12 protein-coding genes are annotated in these 14192 nt (G+C 70.8%); 7 read left to right on the top strand and 5 right to left on the bottom strand.

What is annotated here, in order from left to right:
• From EYA84_RS03315 to EYA84_RS03295, 5 genes are all read right to left on the bottom strand, one after another.
• Positions 1-481 (bottom strand): ABC transporter ATP-binding protein (locus EYA84_RS03315; protein WP_131051510.1); only part of this gene is annotated, 481 nt, incomplete at its 3' end.
• Entirely contained in the window at positions 478-1407 is a 930-nt protein-coding gene (locus EYA84_RS03310) for an ABC transporter ATP-binding protein (RefSeq protein ID WP_131051509.1), read from the bottom strand. The genes EYA84_RS03315 and EYA84_RS03310, both read right to left, overlap by 4 nt.
• Positions 1408-1697: 290 nt before the next feature.
• Positions 1698-2276, bottom strand: coding sequence for a hypothetical protein (locus EYA84_RS03305; protein WP_131051508.1), 579 nt, complete (start codon positions 2274-2276; stop codon positions 1698-1700).
• 84 nt (positions 2277-2360) lie between these two features.
• On the bottom strand, positions 2361-3791 hold the full coding sequence (locus EYA84_RS03300) for a class I adenylate-forming enzyme family protein (protein ID WP_131051507.1): 1431 nt from the start codon (positions 3789-3791) through the stop codon (positions 2361-2363).
• Positions 3781-5325, bottom strand: coding sequence for an NAD(P)-binding domain-containing protein (locus EYA84_RS03295; protein WP_131051506.1), 1545 nt, complete (start codon positions 5323-5325; stop codon positions 3781-3783). Before EYA84_RS03295 ends, EYA84_RS03300 begins: the two co-directional genes overlap by 11 nt.
• 63 nt (positions 5326-5388) lie before the next feature.
• Between EYA84_RS03295 and EYA84_RS03290 the strand changes: the two genes are divergently transcribed.
• From EYA84_RS03290 to EYA84_RS03260, 7 genes are read left to right on the top strand one after another with little or no spacing between them, the layout of a single operon-like run.
• Complete coding sequence (locus EYA84_RS03290; protein WP_131051505.1) at positions 5389-6885, top strand: aromatic amino acid ammonia-lyase; 1497 nt, start codon at positions 5389-5391, stop codon at positions 6883-6885.
• 10 nt (positions 6886-6895) lie between these two features.
• On the top strand, positions 6896-8458 hold the full coding sequence (locus EYA84_RS03285) for an NAD(P)-binding domain-containing protein (RefSeq protein ID WP_131051504.1): 1563 nt from the start codon (positions 6896-6898) through the stop codon (positions 8456-8458).
• A gap of 1 nt (position 8459) precedes the next feature.
• Positions 8460-9521 (top strand): alpha-hydroxy acid oxidase, encoded by a 1062-nt coding sequence (locus EYA84_RS03280; RefSeq protein ID WP_131051503.1) that lies wholly within the window; start codon positions 8460-8462, stop codon positions 9519-9521.
• Positions 9518-10855, top strand: a complete 1338-nt coding sequence (locus EYA84_RS03275) for a cytochrome P450 (protein ID WP_236145574.1) — start codon at positions 9518-9520, stop codon at positions 10853-10855. The genes EYA84_RS03280 and EYA84_RS03275 overlap by 4 nt, the downstream gene beginning before the upstream one ends.
• Positions 10852-12120 (top strand): cation:proton antiporter, encoded by a 1269-nt coding sequence (locus tag EYA84_RS03270; protein ID WP_131051502.1) that lies wholly within the window; start codon positions 10852-10854, stop codon positions 12118-12120. The genes EYA84_RS03275 and EYA84_RS03270 overlap by 4 nt, the downstream gene beginning before the upstream one ends.
• Positions 12121-12172: 52 nt before the next feature.
• Positions 12173-12844, top strand: a complete 672-nt coding sequence (locus EYA84_RS03265; protein ID WP_131051501.1) for a response regulator transcription factor — start codon at positions 12173-12175, stop codon at positions 12842-12844.
• Positions 12844-14121, top strand: coding sequence for a HAMP domain-containing sensor histidine kinase (locus tag EYA84_RS03260; protein ID WP_131051500.1), 1278 nt, complete (start codon positions 12844-12846; stop codon positions 14119-14121). Before EYA84_RS03265 ends, EYA84_RS03260 begins: the two co-directional genes overlap by 1 nt.
• Positions 14122-14192 lie beyond the last annotated feature (71 nt).

Raw genomic sequence — 14192 nt, 5'->3', positions numbered from 1 at the left:
GCGCACGGGCGATCGCCACCCGCTGCTGCTGGCCGCCGGAGAGCTCGGCCGGTCGCTGCCGGGCGTGGTCGGCCAGACCGACCAGATCCAGCAGCAACGCGACCCGCCGCTCGCGCTCGGTCGGGGCCATGCGGGCCAGCCGCAGCGGGGCGGCGACGTTCTCCGCGGCCGAGAGCACCGGGATCAATCCGAAACTCTGGAAGATGTACGACACCTTCTCGCGCCGCAGCCGGGACAGACCGTCCTCGTCGAGCGCGGTGACGTCGGTGCCGTCGACGTGCACGGTGCCGGAGTCCGGGCGATCCAGGCCGCCGATGGTGTTGAGCAGGGTGGTCTTGCCTGACCCGGACCGGCCGACGAGTGCCACCATGGCACCGGGAGCCACGTCGAACGACACACCACGCAGGGCGTGCACGACGCTCGGCCCGGTGCGGAAGCGCCGGTGCACGGCGCGCACGCGCAACAGCGGCTCACTGTTCATTCGCCGTCTCCCGAGGGCCGGATCGTGATGTGGTCGGGTTCCAGGGCCAGCCGGACCCGTCGGGTCAGCGCCAGCGCCTGGCGGAAGTCGCGGGGCACCTGCACTCGCCCGGCGCGGTCCATCACGGCGTACTCCTCGGCGACCATGTGCGTGTCGCCCACCGCGTCGGTGGTGGTGCGGCGCAGCACCTCGCTGCTGGTGCGCCCGTCCCGGATCGCGACGGTCCGTTCGACCTGACCGCTGACCTGCGGGTCGTGTGTCACCACGACAACGGTGACGCCGTAGCGCCGGTTGACGTCCCGCAGTACGCCGAAGACCTCCGCCGACGTGGCGGCGTCCAGTTCGCCGGTCGGCTCGTCGGCGAGCAGCACCCGTGGTCGGTTGGCCAGCGCCACCGCGATCGCGACCCGCATCTGCTGCCCGCCGGAGAGTTGACCGGGGCGCCGATCGGCGCAGTCGGCGACACCGAGGCTGTCCAGCAGCTCGGCCGCGCGGTCCCGGCGCTCGGCCTTCGCGGTGCGGGCCGCCGTCATCGGCAGGTCCACCATCTCCCGTGCGGTCAGGTACGGGATCAGGTTGCTGGCGGTCTGCTGCCGGACGAACCCGACGGTGTGCCGCCGGTAGTGCACCCGGTCGGTGCGGGACATCCCCAGCAGGTTCCACCGGTCGACCCGGACCCGTCCGGCGGTCGGGGCGTCGATGCCGGCCAGGATGGACAGCAGCGTCGACTTGCCCGACCCGGAGGCACCGACGACGGCGACCAGTTCCCCGCTGTCCACGGTCAGGTCCAGTCCCTGCAGTGCCTGCACCTCGATCGCACCGGTCTGGTAGATCCGCACCAGGTTCTCGCAGACGATGAGCGCGTCCCGACCGAACTCGGGTGCCCGCGCGGGTGGCTGCGGCAGGGACAGCGGTGTGCGGGACATTGCTTCCTCCGTCCGGGTGGTGCCGACGCCGAGCCAGCCTCGGGGTTCCGTCGGACACCCACCGATCGGGCACGTGGTGTCGCCTGGGCGGTACGGATGGTTGCCGATGTGTCGAGAGCCCCGATTGCCCGCGCTGACGCGGATTGAAGCAGTTTCGCAACTGGCGGCGGCGTTGACCATGCCCCTGGGTCGGTTTTCTGCGTCCCGGACGAGGACCTGCCGCTGACGGCCTCGGCGGACCGACGCACGGGCGATGAAACGGGCGGCGCGGATCTTCCCGCCACCGGCGGTCAGCCGGGGCGCTGCTCGCGGCCCGTGTCGTTCAGGCCGTCGACGAGGATCTCCGCCTCGTCTGTCGAGATGGCCATCGTGGTGCTGAGCAGCTCGATCGCCTGTTCGCGCTGCCCGGCCTCCACCAGTGCCGCGATCCGGAGCCAGGCGAACGTGTCGGCCATCGCGTCGTTCTTCCCGCCGGGCGCCGACGGCCACCCGGCCGGCGGAGCAGTGGCGTCCTGAGCTGATCGGTCTTGCGCCGTGGCATCCGGGTAACTGACGCCGGGTGCCGCCGCATCCGCGTCGGACACGTCGGACGTCGACGCGTCAGAAGGGGCTTCAGCGGGGACGGGATCACGGGAGGCCGCCTCGCGCATGCGGGCGTCGGCGATCCGGGTGGTCGCGTCCCGCAGGCGGGTGTCCGCGTCCGGGGACGCCGCCGCCCGCGTCTGCATCTCGCGTACCTGGGTGCCCAGCAGGTCCTGGCGGCCACTGCGGCGGCGCAGGACGATCGTGATCACCGTGATGAGCGTGATCGCGACGAGGAAACCCGCCACCAGCTCCAGCAGGCTCACGTCGGTGCCACCGGGGCTCATCAGGCCAGCCCGTCTCGACCGGGACACGGCCGGCTGGCCCCGCCACTGCCGCGATCCCACCACATGCGGGGCATCGTAGTGCTGCTAGTAGCTCATGCGTGCCAGGGTGTGCTTGTCCGGCTTACCGCTCGGCCCCACCGGCACCCGCTCGATCGACTGGATCGTCTGCGGCGCCGACGCCCCTCCGAGGGTCTCCGCCACCAGGGCACGCAGTCGTGCCGCGTCGGGTGTGTGGCCGTCGGCCGGCACCACGTAGGCGTGCACCGCCTCCCCGGTGAGGTCGTCGGGTCGGCCGACGACGTAGGCCTCGGCCACGGTGGGGTCGGCGACGAGGACCCGCTCGATCGGCCCGGCGTACACGAGGGTGGCGTGCACGATGATGACGTCCCGGATCCGGCCGAGCAGGTGCAGGTAGCCGTCGCTGTCCAGGCGGGCGAGGTCACGGGTGCGGACCCAACCGTCGACGAAGACCTCGGCGGTCTCGACGGGGTCGCCCTGGTAGGCGGTGGCCTGCGCCGGTGTCCGCACGAAGAGTTCACCCTCGGTGGCGGGGCGGCCGTCGGCGTCACGGATGGACAGCTCGGTCACCGAGGGTGCTCGGCCGACCGAGGCGAGCACCCTCGGGGAGACCAGCATCTCGGCCGGCGTCACCATGGTGATCATGCCGGTCTCGGTCTGGCCGTAACCGTGGAAGATCACGGGGCCGAGGACGTCGAGTGCTTCGGCGAGCCGACCCGGCGCGAGGGGGGAGCCGGAGACCAGCAGTGCCTGCAGGCTGCTCAGGTCGGTGGGTGCGGTGCGGTGGTCCTGGACGAGTTGGTGCAGTTTACCGACGGTGATCACGCTGGCGGTCGCCCGGTTCCGGCTGATCATCCCCGGGAAGCCGGGGGACCGGTCGGCGATCAGGGTGCCACCTGCGGTCAGGGCGAGGACGGCGTACTCCAGCATCACCTGGCTGCTCAGCGAGCCGAAGACGAGGTAGCGCTGGAGGCGGGGGGCGAGGTCGGCGACCGCCGGGGGCCAGCGGTCCGGGTACGGGGCCCAGGCCGCACTCATCGCCGCGTAGGTCTGGGCGCAGCCCTTCGGGGTGCCGGTGCTGCCGCTGGTCCAGGTGATCCGGGCGATGTCGCCCAGGCGTCCGGCCGCGACCAGCGTGGTCCCGGGGTCGGGGGTGGCCGCCAGGTCGGTGACGTGCGCGTCGGTGACGTGCAGGGGGTTGTCGTCGAGTTGGTGGGTGAGCTGCGCCGCAGGCAGGTCGGGACGGATGCCGGAGACCCGGGCGCCGACGGCGAAGGCCGCGATGATCGTCGCGAACGCCTCGGCGGTGACCCCGAGTTGCAGGGCCACTCCGACACCGGGCCCGGCTCCGGCGGCGCGTAGTCCGGCGGCGATCCGGCGGACCAGTCCGGACATCTGCGCGGCGGTGACCGTCCGGTCGCCGTCGCGGAAGACCGGTCGGTCGCCGCCGGTGGCGAGCAGGTCCAGCACGGGCTGTGGCCAGATCTCAGTCGGCATCGGACAGCACGCCTTTGAGGAAGAGCACGAGTGGCTGGTGGTGCACGGCGGGAAGGTCCCAGTGGTTCTCAAGGTTCTCGGCGAGGTGGTGCTCGGCGACGAGCCGCCCGCCGCGGTGCACCCGGATGACCGGATGCAGGTAGCTGGCGTCGTGGGCGTGTTCGGCGTCGTTCTCGGCGATCCGGGGGATCGTGATGTCGAAGGGGTCGACCTGGTCGTGGTCCGGTCCGTACTCCAACGTGGCCACGACGGCGAGCGGTGCGGGTCCCAGGCCGCCGTCGTGCAGGTAGTCGACCGGTACCTCCTCGTGGTAGCGCGCGGTGTCACCGGAGACGGTGACGACGTCGCCGAGGACGGCGAACTGCTGCCACAGTGCCGAGGTGCGGTTGAGGCGGGCGATGAGGGCGTCGGCGATCGCCTCCGGAGTGTTCTCCAGTGGTGTGGACGGCCAGGGTGAGTCGTGGTGGCGGGCGGTCAGGATGCGGTGCAGGGCGCGCACGCCGTACCGGAAGCCGTGGATGAATCCGCTGGTGGAGCGTTTGAAGTCGCGTTGTTGGGTGAGGGTGCCGGCGAAGTGCAGGCCCGGGACGTTCACCGACTCGTAGGCGGAGTTCTGCTCGGGGAAGCGATCGTTGTGCACGAGTCGCGGTCGGGCGGAGGGGTCGAAGATGCTCGCGTCGAATCGGAACCCGGTGCAGAGGATGATCCGGTCGTAGTCGAGGTGCCGGGTCGACTCGACGGTGCGGGCGTAGCGGAAGTCGATGCGGTAGCCGCCGTCGTCGCGTCGGGTGATCCGTTCGACGGTGCCGTCGAGGACGGCGTTCTGTGACTTGAGCTGGTAGGTGTCGAGGAAGTTGTTGTTCACCGCGCGCAGGTGCCCGACGTAGTGGGACTGCCACGCCAGTGTGATCGAGTGCGGGCCGGCGACGTGGATGACCGCGGCGGTCTCGACGAGCGCGTCGGCGGTCTCGAAGGCCGAGTTGCCCTTGCCGATGATGAGCACACGCTGGTTGGTGAAGTCGTCCGGGTCGACGCTGACGGTGTCGTACCGCTCGGCGAGTGCGACGCCCTCGATCGGCGGGACGTAGAGCTGGGAGACCCCGGTGGCGACCACGACACGGTGGGCGGTCAGGGTGTCCTCGCCGGTGCAGACGGTGAACACGTCGCCGTCCCGTGCGACCCGGGTGACCCGGGTGTCGTATCTGACCTGTAGGCCGTGGGCGAAGTCGGCGAGGTACCGCAGCAGGTCGTCCGCGTGGGGGAAGTAGCGCCGGCTGTAGTTCTTGAACAGCAGCGCCGGATCGTCGGTGAGCAGCGAGTTCCAGTCCGCCCGCAGGTTGAACTCCGGATCCTCGGAACCGGTCCAGATCTTGTTGATCGAGATGAGTTGCCGGTGCCGGGGATAGGTGGTGAAGAAGGTGCCCGGTGTGGGACCGGCTTCCAGCACCAGATAGTCACGACCGTCGTGCTGCAACAGGGCGGCGAGCTGGAGTCCAGCCGGTCCGGCTCCGATGATCAGGTAATCGAGCGGCATGCAGCGCAACGTAACGAGCTGATCTCAGAGCGTTCTGAGATTCCGCCTCTAGGGTCCGGTCGCATGACGAGAAAGGTAGATCTCGCGGCCCCGCTGCGGATCGCCGACCTGAGCGCCGCTCGCGACCCGGTGACGGTCGTGGTCGGGCCGCAGGTCCGGCAACGGGTCGCGACCGCCCGCGCATTCCTGTCCGACGTGCTCGGCGACGACCGCGCGGTGTACGGCGCCACCACCGGCTTCGGTGCCCTGGTGGGGTACGCGGGCCGGGCCGAGCTGCGCGATCAGGCCGACAACACACTCGCGCACCTCGGTGCGGGGCAGGGCCCGGACCTCGGACCGGAGGTCGTCCGCGCGACCCTGCTGATCCGGGCCCGGTCACTGGCCCGAGGCGCATCGGGAGTCTCCCCGCACGTCATCGACGCCCTCACCGCGATGCTCGCGACCACCTTCGTCCCTGCGGTGCCCCGACTGGGATCGGTCGGCGCCAGCGGCGACCTGATCCCACTCGGCGCGGCCGCCCAGGCCCTGCGAGGACGCGGGTACGCCTACCTCGACGGCGTACGACTGCCCGCCGCCGAGGCGCTGGACAAGGCGGGTCTGACACCCCTGCCACTGGACGGCCGCGACGCCCTGGCCCTGGTCAACGGCACGTCGCTGACCACCGCGGCGGCGGCCCTCGCCCTGGACTCGGTGCGCGCCTCGCACCGGGCGGTCCAGATGCTCACCTGCCTGCTCGCCGACCTGCTCGGTAGCGACCCGCAGTTCCTCGACGCCCGGCTCCTGCGCGCCTACGGCCACCCGGGTGCCACCGACGTGGGCGCGTACATGCGCCGGGTCAGCGCCGGGCTCGTGCCGTCCGGCACACGCCCACTACAGGAGCCCTACAGCATCCGCTGCACACCACAATTGCTCGGCGCGGCGCAGGACGCCCTGCGCTACGTCGACTCCGTCGTCACCGCCGACCTCGACGGCGTCAGCGACAACCCGTTGTTCTTTCCCGACGAGGACCTCGTCGTGCACGGCGGCAACTTCTTCGGCCAACCGGCCGCGTTCGCCGCCGACCTGCTGTCGATGGTCGTGGCGCAGGTCGGCAACCTCGCCGAACGTCAACTCGACCTGCTCGTCGACCCGCACCGTAACGGCGGTCTGCCACCGATGCTGGCCGCTGGACCGGGACAGCAGCACGGCCTACAGGGCGTGCAACTGGCCGCGACCGCGCTGGTCGCCGAGATCCGCCGCGACGCCGTACCGGCGAGCATGCAGAGCCTGCCGACCAACCTGCACAACCAGGACGTCATCCCGCTGGGCACCCAGGCCGCGCTGCGGGCGCTGGACCAGGCCCGGCTGCTGCACCTGATCGTCGGGTCGCTCGCGGTGGGGCTGCGCCAGGCCGCGTACGTCGGTGCCCGTGAACCGACCGCGCCCGGCTGCGCCGAGGTGCTGGCCGCGCTGGTCGCGGCCGTACCGCCGGTCGACCCGGACCGGCCGTTGGACGGTGACGTACGGCGCGCCGCCGACGTCATCGCGACTGTCGACGTTTCTCCGAACTCTCTCACCTGAGGTGGCTGCTGTGACGCTTGACTATCTGATCATCGGGGCCGGGCCGGCCGGCCTGCAGCTCGCCGCCCTGCTGGAGGCCGACGGTAAGCACGACTATCTGGTGCTGGAGGGCGCGGACATCCCGGGGGCGTTCTTCGCCCGCTATCCCCGCCACCGGCAACTGATCTCCATCAACAAGCCGCACACCGGCTCCGACGATCCCGAGGCGAATCTGCGGCTGGACTGGAACTCGCTGCTCAGCGACGATCCCGCACTGCGGTTCACCGGCTACACCGAGCGGTACTTCCCGCACGCCGACGTGATGCTGCGCTACCTGGCGGACTTCGCCGCGAAGACGGGCGCGAAGGTCCGCTACGACTCCCGGGTGACGTCGGTCGGCAAGGTCGACGGGATCTTCGAGGTCCAGGCCGGACAGACCTACCGGGCGCGGCGCCTCATCGTCGCCACCGGTGTCTCCCGGCCGTACCTCCCGCAGATCCCGGGCCTGGAACTCGCCGAACAGTACGCGGACATGTCCGTCGACCCGCGCGACTACCTCGACCAGAAGGTCCTGATCATCGGCAAGGGAAACTCCGCCTTCGAGACCGCGGACAACCTGATGGAGACCACCACCCTGATCCATCTCGCCGGGCCGAGTTCGGTCCGGATGGCCTGGCGGACCCACTACGTGGGGCACCTGCGCGCGGTCAACAACAACTTCCTCGACACCTACCAGCTGAAGTCCGCGAACGCGATCCTGGACGGCGACGTCCGACGCATCGAGCGCGACGGCACCGGCTTCCGGGTCACGTTCGCGTTCTCCCGCGCCGACGAGGTGACCAAGGAACTCTGGTACGACCGGGTGCTCGCCTGCACCGGATTCGCCTTCGACCCGTCGATCTTCGACGACACCTGCCGCCCGGAACTGACGATCAAGGACCGCTTCCCGGCCCAGACCCCCGCCTGGGAGTCGGTGAACGTCCCCGACCTCTACTTCGCCGGCACCCTCAGCCAGCAACGCGACTTCAAACGCTCCACCAGCGGCTTCATCCACGGCTTCCGGTACGCCGTGCGGGCCCTGCACAAGATCCTCGAACGACGGTACGACGACACGCCCTGGCCGTCGGCGGCGCTGGACGCCACCGCGGAGTCGATCACCGACGCCATCATCGCCCGCGTCAACCGCACCTCCGCCCTGTGGCAGCAGTTCGGCTTCCTCGCCGACGTGGTCACCGTCGCCGGACCACACGCGCGCTACCACGACGAGGTACCCGTCGACTACTTCACCGAGACCGGCCTGCGCACCGCCGACCACGACCACCGGCACGCCTTCGTCGTGACCCTGGAGTACGGCCCCGAGCACGACCAGGTGGATCCGTTCGACATCACGGTCGGCCGGGTCGCCCAGAACGTCGTCGGCCAGGCCCACGCCGCCGCCTACCTGCACCCCGTCGTCCGCTACCACCGGGACGGGCAGGTCGTGGACACCCACCACCTGGCGGAGAACCTGGAGAACCAGTGGGACCGACCCGATGTCCACGTCGCGCCGCTGACCGCGTTCCTCGACCGCTGCCTGAGCAGCGCACAGGGCTGACATGCTCACCCTGGACGGAACGCAGCTCAACCTGGCCGACGTGGCCGACGGTGCACGGCGTCGCCTGGACCCCGTGCACTGGGACTTCTTCGCCGGCGGGGCCGGCGACGAACGCACGCTGCGCGCCAACGAGGACGCCTTCACCCGACGCTGGATCCTGCCCCGGATCCTGCGCGGCACGCGCGACCGCGACCTGCGGATCTCACTTCTGGGCAGTCGAGTCTCGATGCCGGTGCTGATCGCACCGACCGCCTTCCACCGGCTGGCCCACCCCGAGGGAGAGGTAGCCACCGCGCGCGCCGCCGCCGACGTCGACACGATCATGGTGGTCAGCATGGCCGCGACCCGGCCGGTCGAGGAGATCGCCGCCGTCGGCGGACCGCTGTGGTTCCAGCTCTATCCACAGTCGGATCTCGCGTTCACCGCCGCCCTGGTCCGGCGCGCCGAGGCCGCCGGTTGCCGCGCCCTGGTCGTCACGGTCGACTCGCCCGTGTTCGGCCGACGCGAACGCGACCTGCGGCACCGCTTCGTCGACCTGCCACCCGGCCTGGTCTGCGAGAACATGCGCGACCCGAGCGGCCGGATCCGCGACATCGAGATGGACGCCGGGCTCGACTGGGGACGCGTCGGCCGGCTGCGGGAACTGACGACGCTGCCGATCCTGCTCAAGGGGATCCTGCACCCCGCCGACGCCCGGCTGGCCGTCGCACACGGCATCGACGGTGTGCTGGTCTCCAACCACGGCGGCCGACAACTCGACGCAGCGGTCGCCACCCTCGACGCGTTGCCCGGCATCGTCGCCGCCGTCGAGGGTCGACTACCGGTGCTGCTCGACGGCGGCATCCGCCGGGGAACCGACATCCTGGTGGCGCTCGCACTCGGCGCGACCGCAGTGCTGATCGGACGCCCGGTGCTCTGGGGCCTCGCCGTGGGCGGCACCGACGGCGTGCGGCACGTCCTCGACCTGCTGCACGCCGACCTGGACCGGGCGATGGCGCTGGCCGGCGCCGCCGTACCCGGCGACCTGACCGGCGACCTGGTCACCACGGCGGCACCCGGATGAGCACCACGACCGTCCTGACCGTCCTGATGGTGTGCGGCGCCGCCTGGACCGTCCCGTACTGGCTGCCACCGGCCGTCGTCCGACTCCGGGAATGGGTCTTCGCCAGAGTCAACGGCAGTGAGGGCATTCCGGTCCCGGGCCCCACCGTCGGCATGGACCACTTCGAGCGGGTGTACGCGGACCCGGCCGCCGACGGCCGCAGCCGGGGAGCCGGACTGTCGGACCTGTTCTGGTACTGGCTGGCACCCGGGCCGCAGATGCACCAGGAACACCTGGAGCCGGGCGAGCGCTACCGGACGGTCGCCGCCACCACCAGACGGGTCCTGGCCATCCGCCGGGAACGCGCCGACGCCCTCGCCACCGCCGCCACCCGCCGGGTGCTCGACGAACTACCCGCTGACCGAACCAGCCACGTGCGGCTGCGTGACCTGATGATGCCGGTCTGGGCCGAGGTCTACCACGAGTTGGTCTTCGACGAGGTGGCCACACCCGCCGCCCGGGCCCTCATCGTCGCCAACGCCGACGACGTCGTCACCGCGCTCAAGTGCCTCGGGCCGCGCCACATGCACCGACGCGACCGGTTGACCCGACACCTGCGCGACCGGATCGAGGCAGGCACGTGTCCGGTGACACTGCCACCCCCGTTCTCCACCCAGGACACCGCCTGGTACCTACAGGGCGCCTTCTTCAACACCGCGATCGTGCAGATGTCCGAGGCGATGGCGCACGTGCTGCTGGCGCTGGCCACACATCCCGAGCTCCAACACGATGCCGACGACGACGCGCTCGACCGGGTCATCGACGAGACACTGCGGGTGTACCCGCTCTTCGGCGTCGCCCACCGGATCACCTCGGCACCGATCACGCTGCCCACGGGGCTGTCCCTGCCCACCGGGTCGGTGCTGCTGTTCAACTACCCGGCCTTCCACCGAGGGGGAGCCGCCGCCGATGGCCGGTTCGCCCCGGACCGCTGGCGCACGCTCGCGCGCGGCGACGCACACTTCATCCCGTTCGGCGTACCCGCCAACCGGGCCTGCCCGGCCCGCGGCACCGCGCCGATCATGCTGCGCGCGGCGACCCGCGAGGTCCTGCGCCGGTACGCCCTGACCTCCTCGGCCTCCCACACCCGGTCGCTGCCGAGCCGAGGCCCCGCCTACCTGACCCCGCCCGGGCACCCCGGCCCGGGACGGCTGCGGCTGGCCGCCATGCGGCTGCGGGACCGGTGGGCCGATGTGGGCCGCAGCGTCCGACAACTGGTCTTCGGCACCTTCATGGTCGTCGACGCCCGCCGGAAACGGTTGTGCACCACCTACTTCGAGAAGGCGGTCCGATGACCCCCACAGAGCTGGCACCACGGTTCTTCATCGCCGTCACGGTGATCCTGATCTTCTGCAAAGGAGTCGCCTGGCTCCTCGGCAAAGCCGGCCAGCCCGCCGTGGTCAGCGAGATGCTCGCCGGCGTACTGCTCGGTCCGTCGCTGCTCGGACTCTTCCTGCCCGACGTGCAGAACGCCTTGTTCCCCGCACCCCTGCTGCCGATCCTCTACGTCGTGGGCCAGGTCGGTCTGGTGCTGTTCATGTTCCAGGCCGGGTACGCGTTCAGCGCCCACCGGGTCGCCGGCCTCGCCGGCACCGCCGGAGTGGTCTCCCTGGCCGGGGTCCTCGCGCCGCTCCTGCTGGGAGTGCTGCTGGTCCTGGTGACCGCCGACGCCGTCCCGGTCAGAGCCGACGGCACCTCACTCGGGGTCTCCGCCGCGTTCGTCGGCGTCGCCCTGGCCATCACCGCGTTCCCGATGCTGGCCCGCATCATCACCGAACGCGGCCACGCCGGCACCCGGCACGGCACACTCTCCCTGGCCAGCGGCGCGATCGACGACCTGGCCGCCTGGATCATGCTCGCCGCCGTCCTCGCTGTCGCCTCCGGCCGCGCCGGTCCCGCGATCGTCACCGCCGGCGGCACGCTCCTGTTCGGACTTCTGCTCTGGTTCGGCGGACGTCCGATCACCACCGCGCTGATGACCCACCGCGCTCTCAACGACCGCGCCCGGCTGCTCGGCACCGTCGCGCTGCTCTTCCTGGTCGCCTGGTACACCGACGAGATCGGGCTGTACGCGGTCTTCGGCGCGTTCGCCGTCGGCGTGGTGATGCCGCGCACCGACAACACCGACCGGGTGGTGGACACCCTCACGCCCGTCGCGGCGACGCTCTTCCTGCCGTTGTTCTTCACCTACTCGGGTCTGCGCACGGAATTCGGACTGCTCGGCTCACCGCCGGTGCTGCTCTTCGCCCTGGCCTGCGTGACCGCGGCGATCGTCGGCAAGTTCGGCGCCTGCTGGGCTGCGGCCAGGCTTCGAGGGGAGCCGTCGGGTGTCGCGTTGCGCGTCGGCGCACTGATGAACGCCCGCGGCCTCATGCAGCTCATCGCGCTCAACGTCGGGTTGGAGGCGGGCATCGTGAACCCCGCCCTGTTCACCGTGCTGGTCCTGGTCGCGCTGGTCACCACCCTGATGACCACGCCGATGCTGAGCTGGATCGCGCGTCGGGAAGCCCGACACTCCGACACCACACACCCACCCGCGATGGCGGTTTCACATAGTTGAAGAGACAACTATTGGTTATTGCATCGGCATGGATCTATGGGATCGTGGACACATGCGGGGGGAAAGATCGAACCGGCTACTGCTGGTCGAGGACGACGACGACCTGACCGAGTTACTCACCGAGACGCTCAGCCACGACGGCTACCTCGTCGACCGCGCCTCCGACGGCCAACGCGGACTGCATCTCGGGCTCACCCGACCCTACGACGTCATGGTCATCGACCGAAAGCTGCCCGCCCTCGACGGCCTCGACCTCGTCACCCGGCTACGCGCCCGCGCGATCCCCGCCCGGACCCTCATGCTCACCGCGCTGGGCACCGTCGGCGACCGGATCGCCGGACTCGACGCAGGCGCCGACGACTACCTGATCAAACCCTTCGACCTCGACGAACTCAGCGCCCGCGTCCGGGCCCTGTGCCGACGCACCACCGAGCCGACCCACGTACTCCGTATCGGCGCCGGACTCCTCGACCTCGCACCCCGCGACGCGGTCCTCCCCGACGGCACCCGAATAGCCCTGTCCACCCGCGAATTCGAACTCCTTCGGGTCCTGGCAGCCCAACCCACCACCGTCCACCCACGAACCACCCTGCGCCGCAGGGTCTTCGAGGAGGCCGCCGCCGCATCCATCGTCGACACCTACGTCTACTACCTCCGCCGCAAACTCGGCCGCACGGTCATACGCACCGTGCACGGCCTCGGCTACCGGCTCGGCACCCTCTGATGCAGGCGACCGACCACGCGATCCTCCGACGGACCCGACTCCGCATCGGCCTGTTCGTCGGCCTGACCATCGGCGCCCTACTACTCCTGGCCGGCGGCATCTCCTACGCGATCCTGGTCCACAGCCAGGAAGCGCAGATCCAACGCGAGTTGGCGTGGGGCACCGCACACGGCTCGATCGCCGGCCCACCCGCCTGCAGCTGGATCTTCCACTACGACGGCACCACCGTGCACACCGGCCTCAACCCACCGCCACCGGGCTTCCCGCTGACCGGCGCACTGGACGCCGTGGCGACCACCCGGACCACCGAGACCACCACGCTCACGCGCAACGGCACCACCTACCACATCCGCACCGAAGCCCGCGGCGACCGCGTGATCCAAGCGGTGTTCGACGCCCGCTTCCAACTGTCCGACCGCCGGCACCTTCTGCTCGCCTTCAGCCTCGCCGCAGCGGTCGGCGTACTCGCCGCCATGCTGACCGGTGTCATCGTCGGCCGCCGCGCCGTCGCACCACTCGCCGAAGCCCTGACCCGACAACGCCGTTTCGTCGCCGACGCCAGCCACGAACTGCGCACCCCGATCGCCCAGGTGCACACCCGAGCCCAACTGATGGCCCGACGAGCCCGCAACGACGGCACCCCCACGAACCTCGACGACCTGGAGCGGCTGATCGGCACCACCCGCCGACTCGGCGAAGTCGTCGACGACCTGCTGCTCTCCGCGCGCCTCGCCGCCGCCCCCGCCGACCGGCCACCAGACCCGCCGGTCGACCTCACCGCACTGATCGCGACGACGGTCGCCGCCGAGACCGAACGCGCCGCCGAACGTCAGATCACCCTCGCCCTGGACATCCCCGCCGACCCGCTGCCGGTGCCCGGTGTCGAGTCGGCCCTGCGCCGCGTCGTCGGCGAACTTCTGGCGAACGCGCTGACCCACACCCCCGCAGGAGGCCGGATCACCGTCACGCTGCGGACCGTCGACAACTGCGCCGAACTCGTCATCGCCGACACCGGAAAAGGGTTCGACCAGGCGGACGCCAGACGGATCTTCGACCGGTTCCACCGCGGCCCAGGCTCCGGAGACCGCCGATTCGGCCTCGGACTGGCGCTGCTCCAGGAAGTCGTCACGAGCCACCACGGCACCATCGAGGCCGAGGGCCATCCGGCCCGAGGCGCCCGCTTCACGGTGCGCCTCCCCACGAGGTCACCGATCCGCACGCGGAGAGCGGCACGGATCAGAAAGCTCCGGACACGGCAGCTACGAGTCGGTACGTGAACAACTGCCCAGGTGGGCCGCTCGGTCGGCGACCGCCCACCTGGTAGCTTCCTACCGCAGAGCCGCCGCCA

It is taken from the genome of Verrucosispora sp. SN26_14.1, from assembly GCF_004307965.1.
GTDB lineage: Bacteria > Actinomycetota > Actinomycetes > Mycobacteriales > Micromonosporaceae > Micromonospora.
The sequence above is the reverse complement of the archived record's forward strand: the minus strand, read 5'-3'. Positions and strand labels throughout refer to the sequence as shown.

Bases quoted from the DNA above. Each gene is read 5' to 3' on its own strand.
- EYA84_RS03280 (WP_131051503.1), top strand. From the start codon at position 8,460: ATGCTCACCCTGGACGGAACGCAGCTCAACCTGGCCGACGTGGCCGAC.
- EYA84_RS03275 (WP_236145574.1), top strand. From the start codon at position 9,518: ATGAGCACCACGACCGTCCTGACCGTCCTGATGGTGTGCGGCGCCGCC.
- EYA84_RS03260 (WP_131051500.1), top strand. From the start codon at position 12,844: ATGCAGGCGACCGACCACGCGATCCTCCGACGGACCCGACTCCGCATC.
- EYA84_RS03310 (WP_131051509.1), bottom strand. From the start codon at position 1,407: ATGTCCCGCACACCGCTGTCCCTGCCGCAGCCACCCGCGCGGGCACCC.
- EYA84_RS03300 (WP_131051507.1), bottom strand. From the start codon at position 3,791: ATGCCGACTGAGATCTGGCCACAGCCCGTGCTGGACCTGCTCGCCACC.
- EYA84_RS03265 (WP_131051501.1), top strand. From the start codon at position 12,173: ATGCGGGGGGAAAGATCGAACCGGCTACTGCTGGTCGAGGACGACGAC.
- EYA84_RS03270 (WP_131051502.1), top strand. From the start codon at position 10,852: ATGACCCCCACAGAGCTGGCACCACGGTTCTTCATCGCCGTCACGGTG.
- EYA84_RS03295 (WP_131051506.1), bottom strand. From the start codon at position 5,325: ATGCCGCTCGATTACCTGATCATCGGAGCCGGACCGGCTGGACTCCAG.
- EYA84_RS03290 (WP_131051505.1), top strand. From the start codon at position 5,389: ATGACGAGAAAGGTAGATCTCGCGGCCCCGCTGCGGATCGCCGACCTG.
- EYA84_RS03305 (WP_131051508.1), bottom strand. From the start codon at position 2,276: ATGAGCCCCGGTGGCACCGACGTGAGCCTGCTGGAGCTGGTGGCGGGT.